14 protein-coding genes are annotated in these 12,408 nt (G+C 68.0%); 13 read left to right on the top strand and 1 reads right to left on the bottom strand.

Features of this window, described 5'->3' with window-relative positions; translation table 11 throughout:
- The first annotated feature begins 39 nt into the window (after positions 1-39).
- From EJP69_RS05035 to EJP69_RS05000, 8 genes are all read left to right on the top strand, one after another.
- The gene (locus EJP69_RS05035) at positions 40-879 is read left to right on the top strand and encodes a TauD/TfdA dioxygenase family protein (protein ID WP_093201426.1); all 840 of its coding nucleotides are present in this window, start codon (positions 40-42) and stop codon (positions 877-879) included.
- 82 nt (positions 880-961) lie between these two features.
- Positions 962-1,702, top strand: coding sequence for a GntR family transcriptional regulator (locus tag EJP69_RS05030; RefSeq protein WP_093201424.1), 741 nt, complete (start codon positions 962-964; stop codon positions 1,700-1,702).
- 50 nt (positions 1,703-1,752) lie between these two features.
- Positions 1,753-2,583, top strand: coding sequence for an SDR family oxidoreductase (locus EJP69_RS05025; protein WP_126468890.1), 831 nt, complete (start codon positions 1,753-1,755; stop codon positions 2,581-2,583).
- A complete protein-coding gene (locus EJP69_RS05020; RefSeq protein ID WP_093201419.1) occupies positions 2,580-3,755 on the top strand; it encodes a pyridoxal phosphate-dependent aminotransferase in 1,176 nt (391 codons plus the stop codon). The genes EJP69_RS05025 and EJP69_RS05020 overlap by 4 nt, the downstream gene beginning before the upstream one ends.
- Before the next feature lie 13 nt (positions 3,756-3,768).
- Complete coding sequence (locus EJP69_RS05015; protein ID WP_093201416.1) at positions 3,769-4,650, top strand: alpha/beta fold hydrolase; 882 nt, start codon at positions 3,769-3,771, stop codon at positions 4,648-4,650.
- Positions 4,650-5,972, top strand: coding sequence for a Zn-dependent hydrolase (locus EJP69_RS05010; protein WP_126468889.1), 1,323 nt, complete (start codon positions 4,650-4,652; stop codon positions 5,970-5,972). The genes EJP69_RS05015 and EJP69_RS05010 overlap by 1 nt, the downstream gene beginning before the upstream one ends.
- Entirely contained in the window at positions 5,969-6,916 is a 948-nt protein-coding gene (locus EJP69_RS05005; protein ID WP_126468888.1) for a cupin domain-containing protein, read from the top strand. Before EJP69_RS05010 ends, EJP69_RS05005 begins: the two co-directional genes overlap by 4 nt.
- 95 nt (positions 6,917-7,011) lie before the next feature.
- Positions 7,012-7,278, top strand: coding sequence for a hypothetical protein (locus EJP69_RS05000; protein WP_126468887.1), 267 nt, complete (start codon positions 7,012-7,014; stop codon positions 7,276-7,278).
- Positions 7,279-7,638: 360 nt separating this feature from the next.
- Here EJP69_RS05000 and EJP69_RS04990 read toward each other — a convergent pair whose 3' ends face one another.
- Positions 7,639-8,349, bottom strand: a complete 711-nt coding sequence (locus EJP69_RS04990; RefSeq protein ID WP_126468886.1) for a hypothetical protein — start codon at positions 8,347-8,349, stop codon at positions 7,639-7,641.
- 59 nt (positions 8,350-8,408) lie between these two features.
- Here EJP69_RS04990 and EJP69_RS04985 point away from each other — a divergent pair, with 59 nt between their 5' ends.
- From EJP69_RS04985 to EJP69_RS04965, 5 genes are all read left to right on the top strand, one after another.
- Positions 8,409-8,711, top strand: a complete 303-nt coding sequence (locus tag EJP69_RS04985) for a hypothetical protein (protein WP_093429338.1) — start codon at positions 8,409-8,411, stop codon at positions 8,709-8,711.
- Between the two features lie 78 nt (positions 8,712-8,789).
- A complete protein-coding gene (locus EJP69_RS04980) occupies positions 8,790-8,987 on the top strand; it encodes a hypothetical protein (protein WP_093201399.1) in 198 nt (65 codons plus the stop codon).
- 112 nt (positions 8,988-9,099) lie between these two features.
- Entirely contained in the window at positions 9,100-9,546 is a 447-nt protein-coding gene (locus EJP69_RS04975; RefSeq protein WP_126468885.1) for a hypothetical protein, read from the top strand.
- Positions 9,547-9,644: 98 nt separating this feature from the next.
- A complete protein-coding gene (locus EJP69_RS04970) occupies positions 9,645-11,177 on the top strand; it encodes a sensor domain-containing diguanylate cyclase (protein WP_126468884.1) in 1,533 nt (510 codons plus the stop codon).
- Positions 11,178-11,318: 141 nt separating this feature from the next.
- Positions 11,319-12,392, top strand: a complete 1,074-nt coding sequence (locus EJP69_RS04965; protein WP_126468883.1) for a putative FMN-dependent luciferase-like monooxygenase — start codon at positions 11,319-11,321, stop codon at positions 12,390-12,392.
- Positions 12,393-12,408: the final 16 nt, after the last annotated feature.

The following is a 12,408-nucleotide window of genomic DNA, read 5'->3' as shown; positions in this document are numbered from 1 at the left end:
AACTTCCTTCCTGTTCATCCACAGAGACACATCCCGACCATGCAACTCGAGAACCTCACCTCCTTCATCGGCACCGAAGTCACGGGGCTAGACCTGCGCGAGCCAGTGAGCGACGCCGACTTCGCGGTGCTGCGCGACACGCTCAACCAGCGCTCGGTGCTGCTGTTTCGCGGCCAGAGCATCAACGAATCGCAGCACGTGGCCTTCTCGCGCCGCTTCGGACCGCTGCTGGGCCACGTGCTCACGCAGTTCCTGAAGAAGGAGCATCCCGAGGTCTACGTGCTGTCGAACGTGTCGGAGAACGGCAAGCCCATCGGCAACCACAAGGAGGGCTGGAACTGGCACTCCGACCTCTCGTACAAGGCCGAGCCCTCGATGGGCGCGCTGCTCTACGCGCTGGAAGTGCCGCCGGTGGAGGGCGACACCTTCTTCGCCTCGATGCACGCCGCCTACGAGGCGCTGGACGACGACACGAAGGCGCGCATCCGCCACATGACGGCCACGCACAGCTACGCCAACTACTACGGCAAGGCCTTCGCCGACCGTGCTCCGCTCACGCCCGAGCAGCTGGCGGCCACGCCCGACGTGGTGCACCCGCTGGTGCGCACGCACCCCGAGACCGGACGCCTTTCGCTCTACGTGGGCGAGGACGTGGTCAAGCACATCGACGGCCTGCCTGCCGACGAGAGCGTGGCGCTGCTGGCCGAGCTGAACGCGCACGCCATCTCGCCGGAGTTCAGCTACCGCCACAAGTGGCTCGCGGGCGACCTGCTGGTGTGGGACAACCGCTGCACCATGCACCGCGCCACGCCCTACGACGACAACGTGTACCGCCGCGTGATGCACCGCACCACCGTGGCCGGAGACCGCCCGTTCTGAAATACCCGAATGGCGCGCGGGCCCAGCGTCCGAGTGCCTGAATCGCACCGACAAAGACAAACACAACAAGGAAGGCAAGAACATGGAACCCGATGAACCCGAGATGACCGCGGACCCCTCGGCGCCGCGCGCACGCGAGCGCCAGCGCGGCAAGGGCGCGACGCTGTCCGACGAGCTGAAGGACACGCTGGAGGACCTGATCGTCAGCGGCGTGCTCAAGCCCGGCGCGCGGCTCGACGAGGCCGAGCTGGCCGAGCGCTTCAAGGTGTCGCGCACCCCGGTGCGCGAGGCGCTCAAGGCGCTGGCCGCCACGGGCCTCGTCGACCTGCGCAGCCGCCAGGGCGGAGTGTGCGTGGCGCGCATCTCGCTGCCCATGCTCATCGAGATGTTCCAGATGATGGCGGTGATGGAGGGCCTGTGCGCCAAGTTCGCCGCGCGCCGTGCCACCGAGGCGCAGAAGCAGCGCATGAGCCAGCTGCACGACGACCTGACGAGCATCCTGGCCTCGGGCGACCACTCGCGCTTCTACGACGTGAACCAGGACTTCCACGACGCGCTCTACGAAGCCTCCAACACGCACTACCTCGCGGAGCAGACGCGCGCGCTGCGCAAGCGCGTGCGCGTGTACCGCCGCTACGTGACCTTCCAGCCCGGGCGCATGAGCGCCACCATCGGCGAGCACGGCGCCATCCTCGACGCCATCCGGCGCAACGACCCGGGCGCCGCGTTCAACGCCGCCATCGACCACGTGAGCCTGCTCGAGGACGACATCGTCGACCTGATCGCCGCGCTGTCCGAGCAGGACGCGGCGGGCGCTGCCTGAGCTTTCCCCACGACCATCTTTTTCCCGATCGCATCCCAGGACATCTCTCCATGAAACTCGAACTCGACGGCAAGACCGTGCTCATCACCGGTGCCTCCAAGGGCATCGGCCTCGCCGCGGCCCATTCGTTCGCGGCCGAAGGCTGCCACCTGCAACTGGCCGCGCGCGACGGTGTCGCGCTGGCCGCCGCCAAGGAAGAAATCGAGAAGCTCCATCCGGTCAAGGTGCGCATTCATCCGATGGACCTGGCCGCGCCCGGCGCCATGGTGCAGCTCGCCGAGGCGGCAGGGCACGTCGACATCCTCGTGAACAACGCGGGCGACATCCCCTCGGGCCCCATCGAGTCGCTGGACTTCGCCGTGGTACGCCGGGGCTTCCAGCTCAAGGTGCTGGGCTACATGGAACTCAGCCAGATCTACTACGCGCGCATGAAGGCCGCGGGCGGCGGCGTGATCGTGAACGACATCGGCAACTCCGGCGAGAACTGGGACGCCAACTACATCGCCGGGTCCACCGGCAACGCGGCCGTGATGGCCTTCACGCGCGCGCTCGGCGGCGTGAGCCTGGACGACGGCATCCGCGTGGTGGGCGTGAACCCCGGTCCGGTCGCGACCGACCGCATGGTCAAGCTCATGAAGCGCCGCGCCCTCGACACCCATGGCGACGAAGGCCGCTGGGAGGAACTGTTCGACAACTATCCCGGCGGTCGCCCCGCCACGCCGGAAGAGGTGGCCGAACTGATGGTGTTCCTGGCCTCGCCGCGCGCGGGCTACATCACCGGCACGGTGGTGACCATCGACGGCGGCATCGCGGCGCGCGGCTCGATCATCAAGACCAGCAAGAAGGCCATGGCCGCCGAACAGCAGAGGCTTGCGGCATGAACGCAGCGCTGAACCCCGCCGCAGCGGTGCCGGCCGTGACGAGCGATGCCGAAACCCGCAACCGGTACTTCGACCGGCTGTTCTCCAACCCCGCGCTGATGTGGCTGGGCCAGAACACCAACCACTTCCCGCTGCACCCGGCCGTGCGCAAGGCGCTGCACGACGCCATCGACGACGAGAGCTTTCACGCCTATGCGCCGCCGCTGGGCATGGAAGCGCTGCGCTCTGCCATCGTGGCCGATCTCGGCGTGCCGGACCAGTCGGCCGTGGTGACCGACGGCGCGGTCTCCGCGCTGGCGCTGGCCTGCCGCGCCTTCTGCGTGGCGGGCAAGGGCTTCGTCACCACCGACCCGGGATGGAAGTGGCCGCTGCAGTTCGCGGCCAAGGCCGGTTCGGCGATCACGGAGATTCCGATCTACGGGCCGGAATACGGCTTCAAGTTGTCGGCCGAGGCGCTGGCCGCTTCGACCGATGCGAACACCGCCGTCATCTATCTCGTGGACCCCAACAACCCGCTGGGCACCACCTACACCGAGGACGAGATCCGCGCCTTCGCGCAGCGCGCACGCGAGATCGGCGCCATCCTCATCCACGACTGCACCTACCGCGACTTCGCCGACAGCCACACGCTGGCGTCGCGCTTCTACCCGGAAGGCACCGTGACCATCGTGAGCTTCTCGAAGTGGCTGGGCCTCGCGGGCCTGCGCCTGGGCGCGCTCGTCGCCTCGCCGGAGCTGCTCGCGCGCATCCTGCCGCACTCGCAGGCGCCGCTGGGCGCGAGCGTGCTGGCGCAGCGCGCGGCCATCGCGGGCCTGGCGGTGAAGGCCGAGTGGATGGCCGAGGTGATCGCGCAGCAGCGCGAGAACCAGCGGCTGATCGTCGACGCCTTCGCGAAGCTGCCGGGCTTCGAGGTGCCGGTGTTCCCGTCGCAGGCCAACTTCATCGTGGTCGAGTGCAGCAAGGCGGGCGTGACGCCCGAGGCGCTGGTCACCGCGCTGGGCGAGCACGACATCATGGTGCGGCAGGGCACGTACCACACGCCGCGCTTCGGGCACCGCTTCGTGAAGATATCCACCACCGTGCCCAGGGCCTGGGCGCAGGCGCTGTGCGACGTGCTGCCGCAGGCGGTCGAGCGTGCGCGCAGCCTGCCGGCGACGGCGGCGCTGTTCTGAGGAGGGGCCGACCATGAGTTTCGCCACCACCCCCGACGGCGTTCGCCTCTACTACGAGACCGCCGGCAGCGGCACGCCGATCGTGTTCGTGCACGAGTTCGGCGGCGACCACCGCAGCTGGGAACCGCAGATGCGCTACTTCGCGCGGCGCCACCAGTGCGTGACCTTCGGCGCGCGCGGCTATCCGCCATCGGACGTGCCGGCCGACGTGGAGCGCTATTCGCAAGCGACTGCGGCCGACGACATCGTCGCGGTGATGGACGCGCTGGGCCTTGCGCGCGCGCACATCGTCGGGTTGTCGATGGGCGGCTTCGCCACGCTGCACTTCGGCCTTCGCCATGCGCAGCGGGCATCGTCGCTGGTGATCGCCGGCGCGGGCTACGGCGCAGAGAAGGAGCACGAGGAGTACTTCCGCGGCGTCTCGCTCGAAGTGGCCAGGCAGTTCGAGGCGCAGGGCTCCGAGAAATTCGCGCGCACCTATTCGCTGGGCGCGAGCCGCGTGCAGTTCCAGAACAAGGACCCGCGCGGCTGGCAGGAATTCGCGACCTGGCTCGGCCAGCACGATGCCGTCGGCGCGGCCAACACCATGCGCGGCGTGCAGGCGCGGCGACCCTCGATCTACGACCTGGAAAGCGAGCTGCGCGCGATGAGCGTGCCCTCGCTCGTGGTGGTCGGCGATGAGGACGACCATTGCCTGCAGCCCGGCATCTTCCTCAAGAAGACGCTGCCGGCATGCGGCCTTGCCGTGATGCCCAAGACTGGCCATACGCTCAACCTGGAAGAGCCCGCCGCGTTCAATGCCTTGCTGGCCGAGTTCTTCGCCCAGGTCGAGGCCGGCCAGTGGAAGCCGCGCGATCCGCGCGCACTGCCCAGCCAGATCATGAAGACCGACTGATGAGCGCGGCGACCGCCACCGAAGCCGCTGCTGCTGCTGCTGCTGCTGCTGCTGCTGCCGCCGAGGGGCAGGGCATCTGGCGCATCGACGCCGACCGGCTGTGGGATCGGCTCATGGCGCTCGCCCGCATCGGCGCTACGCCGGGCGGCGGCGTGAACCGGCAGGCGCTGAGCGCGGAAGAGATCGCCTCGTGGCACGCGATGATCGACTGGGCGCTGTCGGCCGGCCTGGAGCCGTCGACCGATGCGGCGGGCAATCTTTTCATCGCGCTGCCAGGTGCCGACCGCGACGCGCCGCCCGTGCTCGCGGGCAGCCATCTCGACAGCCAGCCCGGAGGCGGGCGCTTCGACGGTGTGTACGGCGTGGTCGCGGCGCTGGAAGTGCTGACCACGCTGGCCGCGCGCGGCGTGCGTCCGCCTGTGGACATCGTCTGCGTGGCGTGGATGAACGAGGAGGGCTCGCGCTTCGCGCCCGGCATGATGGGCTCGGAAACCTTTGCCGGCGTGCGCAGCCTTCAGGCCGTGCGCGAGGTGCGCGACGCCGACGGCATCCGCGTCGCCGATGCGCTCGATGCCCTGCATGCGGCTTTCCCCAGCCTGCGCCGGCGCCCGCTGGGCTTTCCGGTGGCGGCCTATGTCGAGGCGCACATCGAGCAGGGGCCGCTGCTGGAGGCGCAGGAACGCGTGATCGGCGTCGTCACCGGCATCCAGGGCAAGAAGACATTCGACGTCGTGATCGACGGCGAGCGCGGCCATGCCGGCACGCTCGCAATGGCGGATCGTCGCGATGCGCTCGCGGCCTTCGCGCGCATCGCGACGGCGCTCCATGCCGAGATCGGCGGTCACGACGACGCGGTGAAGTTCACCATCGGCCGGTTGCAGGTGGAACCCAACGCGCCCTCGGTGGTGCCCGAGCGGGTGACGCTGCGCATCGACCTGCGGCATCCCGACAACGCAGTGCTCGATCACCTGGGGACGCGGTTGGTCGAACTGTGCGGGACGCTCGCCGCGCCGTGCCAGGCGAGCGTGACTCCTTTGGTCGATGCTCCGTCCAACGGCTTCGACGCTGCGTTGCAGCGGGCGATCGCGGAGGCCGCCGAGCGCATCGGGCAGCCGCACATGCCAATTCTCTCGGCCGCCGGCCACGATGCGCGCCACCTGGCGCCGCTGTGCCCCAGCGCGATGATCTTCATTCCCTGCCGCGACGGCGTGAGCCACGCGGAACATGAGTGGGCCGAGCCCGCGCACGTGGTGGCCGGAGCGAACGTGCTGTTGCGCGTGCTGCTGCCCTACGCAAGGGCTGGACTGGGAGATTCGCCATGAATGCAGTCGACACCGCCACCGTCATCGACATGGCCGACCTGCCCATGCAGCATCCGCGCGCGCCGGCCAGCGCGGCGCAGGCCAGGGCGCGCTTCTTCAACTCCGGCAACGCCTTCAACGTGAAGCTGCCCGAGGTGCCCGCGCGGCTCTTCGCGCCGCCTCCGGAAGGGCGCCATGGCGTCTTCGATTGCGACCAGTCGCGCGCGCTCGACTGCGGCTTTCCGGCCACCACGCCGCTGATGCTCGCGCGCTATGTGCGCATCGCCGCTCGCGACGCGCTGCTGCCGCTGGATGTGCGCGCCACGGGGTCGGTCTGGTACGTGATCTCCGGCAGCGGCAGGTTGACGGGGGCGGTCGACGGCTTTGCCTTCGGCGCGGGCGACGTGTTCCTGCTGCCCGGCGCATCGGGCTACCGGATCGAAGCGGGCGCCGAAGGAGCGCTGCTGTGGACGGTCGGCAACGAGCCGCAACTGGCCTTCGAGCGCGCGCAGCCCGCGCCCGTGGCCGGCGCGGCCATCGATGTCGTGCACTATCCGGCCGCGGAGATCGAGCGCCAGTTCGAGCTGATGTTCTCCTGCGTCACGCGAGACGAAACCTCGGGCCGGGCACTGATCTTCTCGTCCGACCGCCAGGCCGCCGCGCGCAACCTCACGCCCACGCTGACGCTGAGCTTCAACACGCTGGAGCCGGGCACGCACCAGCGCACCCACCGCCACAACTCGGCCGCCGTGACGCTGGTGGTGCAGGGCGAGGGCTGCCATTCGGTGGTGGGCGATGCGGTGTGCCCGTGGACGCCGTGGGCCACGCTGGTCACGCCACCCGGTGCGCCGCACTCGCATCACAACGCCGGCTCGCGCGGCGCACGCTTCCTGATCGTGCAGGACGGCGGACTGCACTATCACGCGCGAACGATGGGATTCGAATTCCTCGAAGCTGCCGGTTGATTGGCGCACGCCTGCCCGCGAGAGCACAAGCAGGGAAGCAGAACGTTCACGCCCGCTTCTTCGACCTGTCATTTGGGCGCGCCACCATCCGCGGCATGGCTGGCCAACTTATCTCCATCGCCCTGACCGTAGACCAACACGACGCAGGCGACTATTTCTGGGTACTGCTGGAATCCTTCGACAACTCGATGGAGTTCGAGCCGCTGATGGAAGCGGCCACCGGATTCGCCACCTACGCCGAAGCCCTGCAGGCAGGCTACGTCGTGCTGAAGGGACTCTCCGAAGACCTGAACGTCGGGCCCCGCGAAGAGGCCGACGAACTGATCTCCACGGCAGAAGCGGCTCTCGGCAACGCCTGCTGAGAAGCTTCGGCACGGCCGCCGGAATGCCCGGCGGCTGTCAGCGGGGATAGGTTCCGGCTGACACGAGCCCCATGAACCCCCGACGAGATTGAAGCTCCCGGTCATCGACGTTGCCCGAGCCTTGGCGGCCACGGCAATTTCCTCGACCCCAGCGACAACAGGTCAGGGAGTCCGCATGGTGGAGTATTTCAGGGTAGGTCTTCCGTACATCCGCATCCGCTTCAGGGTGCCCGCACGGCGCGGCGGCAGGGTCGAGCTGCAGGGGCGGTTCGGAGTCATCACCGGCGCGAGCGGCGAGCACCTGCTGGTTCGCTTCGATGGAGAGCCGACCGTCTCCATCGTTCATCCGGTTGAACTCAACTATGTGGAGGCGGGGGAGGCTGTGGAACCCAGGTCGCCGTCGGCGTCGCCACCCGAGTAGGGCAATTGCGACACGACCTTGGTGAAGGGGCCCCACTGCACGGCGTATTGATCAGCAAACTCTTCGACCTGACGAGCGTTGGCGCTGCTCCAGTGCCTTGAGTACCAATCGACGTGATGTCCGACCTCGTGGCAGAACAGGTGCTCGAGGTAGAAGCGCTTGAGGTCGGCCGCCGAAAAGGCCGCATACCACCGGCCATGTTCGCTGACGAGCTTCGCTCCAAAACGCAGGTACGGCGCAACATGCTGGGGCTTCGGTTTCTTGCGCCCGACATACAGGCGTCCGTCGACACGCCAGGGATACAGGATGATGACGCGAACACCGCTGCCATAGATGAACAAGGCAAGCGGCGCATCCAGGCCGGTCATGCGTTCGGGTCTGCGGCGGAGCCAGATATGCGTGATGCCCTCCCCGTGACTTGCGGGAAGCGCCTGCAGCGCGGCCGCGCACTCTTGCACCGATACGGGGAAGAAGAAATCGCGTGACGGGTTGTCCTGAAGCAGAAGAGGCAGCGCATCCCCTGGCCCGGGCCGTTGCAGCGAGTGTGCGCGTGCCACGATGTTGTCCGTGAACCGGCGGTGCGTGCGTCCGCCATGGATGTCACCGTAGGTCCGGCTCTTCTTCCAAGGCGTTGCTGAACGGTTCTTCATGAAGGCCTCGATCGGCGCGGGCTATGCTGGCGCCTGTTTTTTGATTCGGCCGAGATGATATGAAGAAATCCAATCCACCCGGGAAGACCGCTGCCAGCACATACGACATCAAGAAACAGTGGCACTGGGGTCGCGGCATGCGGGAGCTTCGCATCGCCGATTTTCTGAAGGACGGCCGGTTGCTGGTTCCTGGCGAGTACACGGGGGAGGGGCCCGCCACCGACGACGGCACCGGTGCGCTCCGGACTGTTGGCGGCATCCAGGTTGGCGCCGCGAACTACGAGACGGGATTGATGTGGGTGGGCCGGAAGCTGCGGGAAGGAGACCTGCCGGCGAAGCCCGGAGGACCGTCGACACCTTGAGGGCTTGAGGGTAAATCCCGGCGATTTTTGTCTGCAGCAGACCTATCTTGAATCTGTGACCAACTGCTGGAGACGATCATGTTGATGGTTACAAAAGTGGCGGCGGTCAGCCTGACTGCCATCGTCATGGGCGGCACCCCGTCGCCGGGCAGCGATCCTGCCGGCCTCTCCCTCGTCACATCGCCGGTTGCAGCCGTGCAGCCGTCTCCAGGCTTGCCGAGCCAGCCGTGCGTGAATGGGTGCAACGTCTGGCGGATGATCCACGAGCGTCGCTGAATCGGTTGCTCCTGCCGGTCGCGGGCTGGTTAACGGTCGCCAAAGACTGTATATTCGTACAGTCTTTGGCTGCAAGCCCGATTGGTGCCTTCGTGCGCCGGGGCGATGAACCATGAACCAGTTCGAGCTTTTCTTCCCGAGGGCTGCGGTGACAGCCTTGCCTGTTTCTTCCATGCCGCAGCCGCATTTGCCGGCATTGCCGGCGGAGCCGTCATTCGCGCAGATGGCGCACGAGGAGCCATTCCGGTTCGACGATGTCGAAGTCGAGGCGCGCGTCACCTACACAGTGCGGCTCGCGGACTATTCGCACCCGGAAGCCGATGCCGTAAGAGTCGCGGAGCAGCGCTTCCGGCGCGAGATAGACCGGCAGCTGGGCGACGTCGTCGTCGAGGCATTGCGGGCATTCCAGAACGCGAGCGAGTCGAGCGAAAGCGACCTGTCGAAGGCCGAGATTGCCATGGCCAGGCGCTGGGCCAAGGCCTACGACGCGGCGCGCACCGCGGGCTTTCGCGACCTGGGTGAGACCGACGAGGCCTTCTTCGACGTGCGGCCTGTCTGAGCCGTGTAACCGGCGGGCGCGCCGGGTTGCTGCGAATCCGGCCGGAGATGTGTCAAAGTCCGCAAGGCACTCAGACATCATTGCTCCGAAAGCAGACAGTGTTTCGTCGACCATCCATCACCTTCCGGACAACGGCCTTCGTCGCCGTCGTCTGCCTCGCCCTCGTGGCGCTCGACTTCCTGAACAGCTGGCATTCGCGCGCGGTCCAGCTCAAGCAGATGAGCGTTGCCACATCGAACCTCGCGCGCGCGATGGCGCAGCAGGCGGACGACACGATCAAGCAGGCCGACACCGCGCTGATCGGCATCGTCGAACGCATCCAGCACGACGGCACGGGGCCCGCCGCTCTCGACCGGCTCCACAGGCTGCTGGCGATGCGGGTGAACGAACTCCCTCAGCTCGACGCGCTTCACGTCTACGACAAGGACGGAAACTGGGTCGTCAACTCCCGGGAGGAGCCGCCGCAGAACCTGAACAACGCGCAGCGCGAGTACTTCGCCTTCCATCGCGAGCACGCGGAGCGCGGCCCGCACATCGGCGTGCCGGTGAGGAGCCGGACCAACGGCAAGCTGCTCATTCCCGTCTCGCGGCGCATCGACAACCCGGACGGCAGCTTCGGCGGGGTGGCGCTCGCGACGATCGACGTCGAGTTCTTCGGCAAGTTCTACGACAGCCTCGACATAGGCGAGGCCGGCGCCGTGGCGCTGATCCTCGAGAGCGGGACGATGATGACCCGCCGGCCCTTCAGCGTCGAAATGGTGGGGCGGAACATGCGCGAGACCGGGCTCTTCCGCGCATACAAGGACCAGGGGCCGGTCGGCACGGCCGAGATCCTGTCGGCACAGGACGGCATCACGCGGCTGAACAGCTTCAGGCGCCTTGCCAACTACCCGCTGTTCGCCGCGGCGGCTCTCTCCAAGGACGAGATTCTGGCCGCCTGGTGGCGGGAAACGCTCTGGCACACCGGCGGGGTCATCCTGCTCACGTTGATCGTCGGCTTCGTGGGCTGGCGGCTGGTCAGGCAGATGGAGCTGCAGAACAGGACCGAGGCCGAGCTGCGGCGCGCGCGCGATGCGCTCGAGAAGCTCAACAAGACCCTGAACACCCTCGCCATGGAAGACGGCCTCACGGGCCTTGCGAACCGCCGGCAGTTCGACGTGACGCTGGACAACGAATTCAGCCGCGCCATGCGGGACGCGAGCACGCTGGCGCTGATATTGATCGATGTCGACTGCTTCAAGCAGTACAACGACATCTATGGCCACGCGGCCGGCGACGAGTGCCTGCAGACGATCGGGCGCACCATCGCAAGCCTCGCGGCCCGGCGCCCGGGCGATCTTGCCGCGCGGTACGGCGGGGAAGAACTGGCCGTGCTGCTGCCGAAGACCGACGTGGCTGCCGCCGCCGTCCTCGCGGAAAAGATCCGCAGCGCGGTTCGCGACCTGGAGATCGTGCACGCCGGCATGCCAGGGGGTTTCGTGACCTTGAGCGCAGGCGTGGACGCCTTCAGCCCCGCCGAGACCCCGAGTCCGCCGAAGGAGCTGATCCAGTCAGCCGACAGGGCGCTCTATGCGGCCAAGATGGCGGGCCGCAACCGCGTCTGCACGGCGATGCGTTCGACGCAGACATGAGCGAGGAGCCGCCTGGCTCCGGCGCCGGACAACGCCGATACGCGCAAAGCGCATAAGCAAGCGCGATAAGCGGATTTCCCTCGGGACCGCATCACGGGCAAGACTCGAAGGCCAGTCACAACACAGCCTTCAGACCTCCGGATGCCCGGCACTTCTCATTCCTCGCGCCCGCTTCGCCTCGGATTCTTCAGCCGCCTGCTCGACGATGCTCCCGCCGCGGAGCGCTACCGCCTGGTCGCCGCGCAGATCGCCCACGCCGAGGCCTTCGGCTTCGACTCGGCCTGGGTGGCGCAGCATCACTTTCATGAGCACGAGGGCGGGCTGCCTTCGCCCTTCGTCTTCCTGGCCTACGTGGCTTCGCGCACCCGGCGCATCCGGCTGGGCACGGGCATCGTCACGCTGCCGCTGGAAAACGCCGTGCGAGTGGCCGAGGACGCGATCGTGCTGGACCTGCTCTCGGGCGGCCGGCTCGAGGTGGGCGTGGGAACGGGCGGCACGCCCGAGTCCTTCGCGGCCTTCGGGCTCGACGGCAACGACCGATCGGCCATCTTCGCCAGGCAGCTCGCCGCGGTGCGCTCGGCATGGGCCGGCCAGCCGCTGGCCGGCGGCGACACGCTGTACCCGTCGGGCTCGCAGCTGCTGGGCCGCATCTGGCAGGCCACGTTCTCGGTGAGCGGCGGCACGCGCGCGGGAAACGCGAGCGACGGCCTGATGTTGTCGCGCACGCAGCCGCGTCCCGGGCATGCGCCGCATGCCTCGCTCGCGGAGATCCAGAACCCTATCGTCGATGCCTACCTTGCAGCGCTGCCTTCCGGCCATACGCCGCGGATCGTGGGCTCGCGCAGCGTCTTCGTGGCGGACACGCGCAAGGAGGCCCTGCGCCTGGCCGACATCGGCCTGCGCCGTTCGGCGGCCCGCTTCGCGGCTTCGGGCCAGACCGGTCTTGCCGACAGGGCCGGTCCCGATGCGCCGCTCGAACAACTGATTGCCGAGTACGACGTGCACGTCGGATCGCCGGATGACGTGATCGCCTCGCTGCGCGTCGACAGCACGCTCGCGCGCGTGACCGATCTCGTCTGCCAGGTGCATTCGGTCGATCCGCCGCACGAGGCGATCCTGCGCTCCATCGAGCTGACCGCCACCGTGGTCGCGCCGGCCCTGGGCTGGACGCGCGGGGCGAGCGCGCCGGATCTCCAGGCGCTTGCACTTCTCTAGCCGCATTCCTTCTTCC

This window comes from Variovorax gossypii, from assembly GCF_003965815.1.
GTDB classification, from domain to species: domain Bacteria; phylum Pseudomonadota; class Gammaproteobacteria; order Burkholderiales; family Burkholderiaceae_C; genus Variovorax; species Variovorax gossypii.
The sequence above is the reverse complement of the archived record's forward strand: the minus strand, read 5'-3'. Positions and strand labels throughout refer to the sequence as shown.

What these genes read in the sequence shown, in the direction of transcription:
- EJP69_RS05020 (WP_093201419.1), top strand. Translation starts at nt 2,580, where the DNA reads ATGAACGCAGCGCTGAACCCCGCCGCAGCGGTGCCGGCCGTGACGAGC.
- EJP69_RS05035 (WP_093201426.1), top strand. Translation starts at nt 40, where the DNA reads ATGCAACTCGAGAACCTCACCTCCTTCATCGGCACCGAAGTCACGGGG.
- EJP69_RS05030 (WP_093201424.1), top strand. Translation starts at nt 962, where the DNA reads ATGGAACCCGATGAACCCGAGATGACCGCGGACCCCTCGGCGCCGCGC.
- EJP69_RS05000 (WP_126468887.1), top strand. Translation starts at nt 7,012, where the DNA reads ATGGCTGGCCAACTTATCTCCATCGCCCTGACCGTAGACCAACACGAC.
- EJP69_RS05015 (WP_093201416.1), top strand. Translation starts at nt 3,769, where the DNA reads ATGAGTTTCGCCACCACCCCCGACGGCGTTCGCCTCTACTACGAGACC.
- EJP69_RS04965 (WP_126468883.1), top strand. Translation starts at nt 11,319, where the DNA reads ATGCCCGGCACTTCTCATTCCTCGCGCCCGCTTCGCCTCGGATTCTTC.
- EJP69_RS04980 (WP_093201399.1), top strand. Translation starts at nt 8,790, where the DNA reads ATGTTGATGGTTACAAAAGTGGCGGCGGTCAGCCTGACTGCCATCGTC.
- EJP69_RS04990 (WP_126468886.1), bottom strand. Translation starts at nt 8,349, where the DNA reads ATGAAGAACCGTTCAGCAACGCCTTGGAAGAAGAGCCGGACCTACGGT.
- EJP69_RS05005 (WP_126468888.1), top strand. Translation starts at nt 5,969, where the DNA reads ATGAATGCAGTCGACACCGCCACCGTCATCGACATGGCCGACCTGCCC.
- EJP69_RS04975 (WP_126468885.1), top strand. Translation starts at nt 9,100, where the DNA reads ATGAACCAGTTCGAGCTTTTCTTCCCGAGGGCTGCGGTGACAGCCTTG.
- EJP69_RS05010 (WP_126468889.1), top strand. Translation starts at nt 4,650, where the DNA reads ATGAGCGCGGCGACCGCCACCGAAGCCGCTGCTGCTGCTGCTGCTGCT.
- EJP69_RS05025 (WP_126468890.1), top strand. Translation starts at nt 1,753, where the DNA reads ATGAAACTCGAACTCGACGGCAAGACCGTGCTCATCACCGGTGCCTCC.
- EJP69_RS04985 (WP_093429338.1), top strand. Translation starts at nt 8,409, where the DNA reads ATGAAGAAATCCAATCCACCCGGGAAGACCGCTGCCAGCACATACGAC.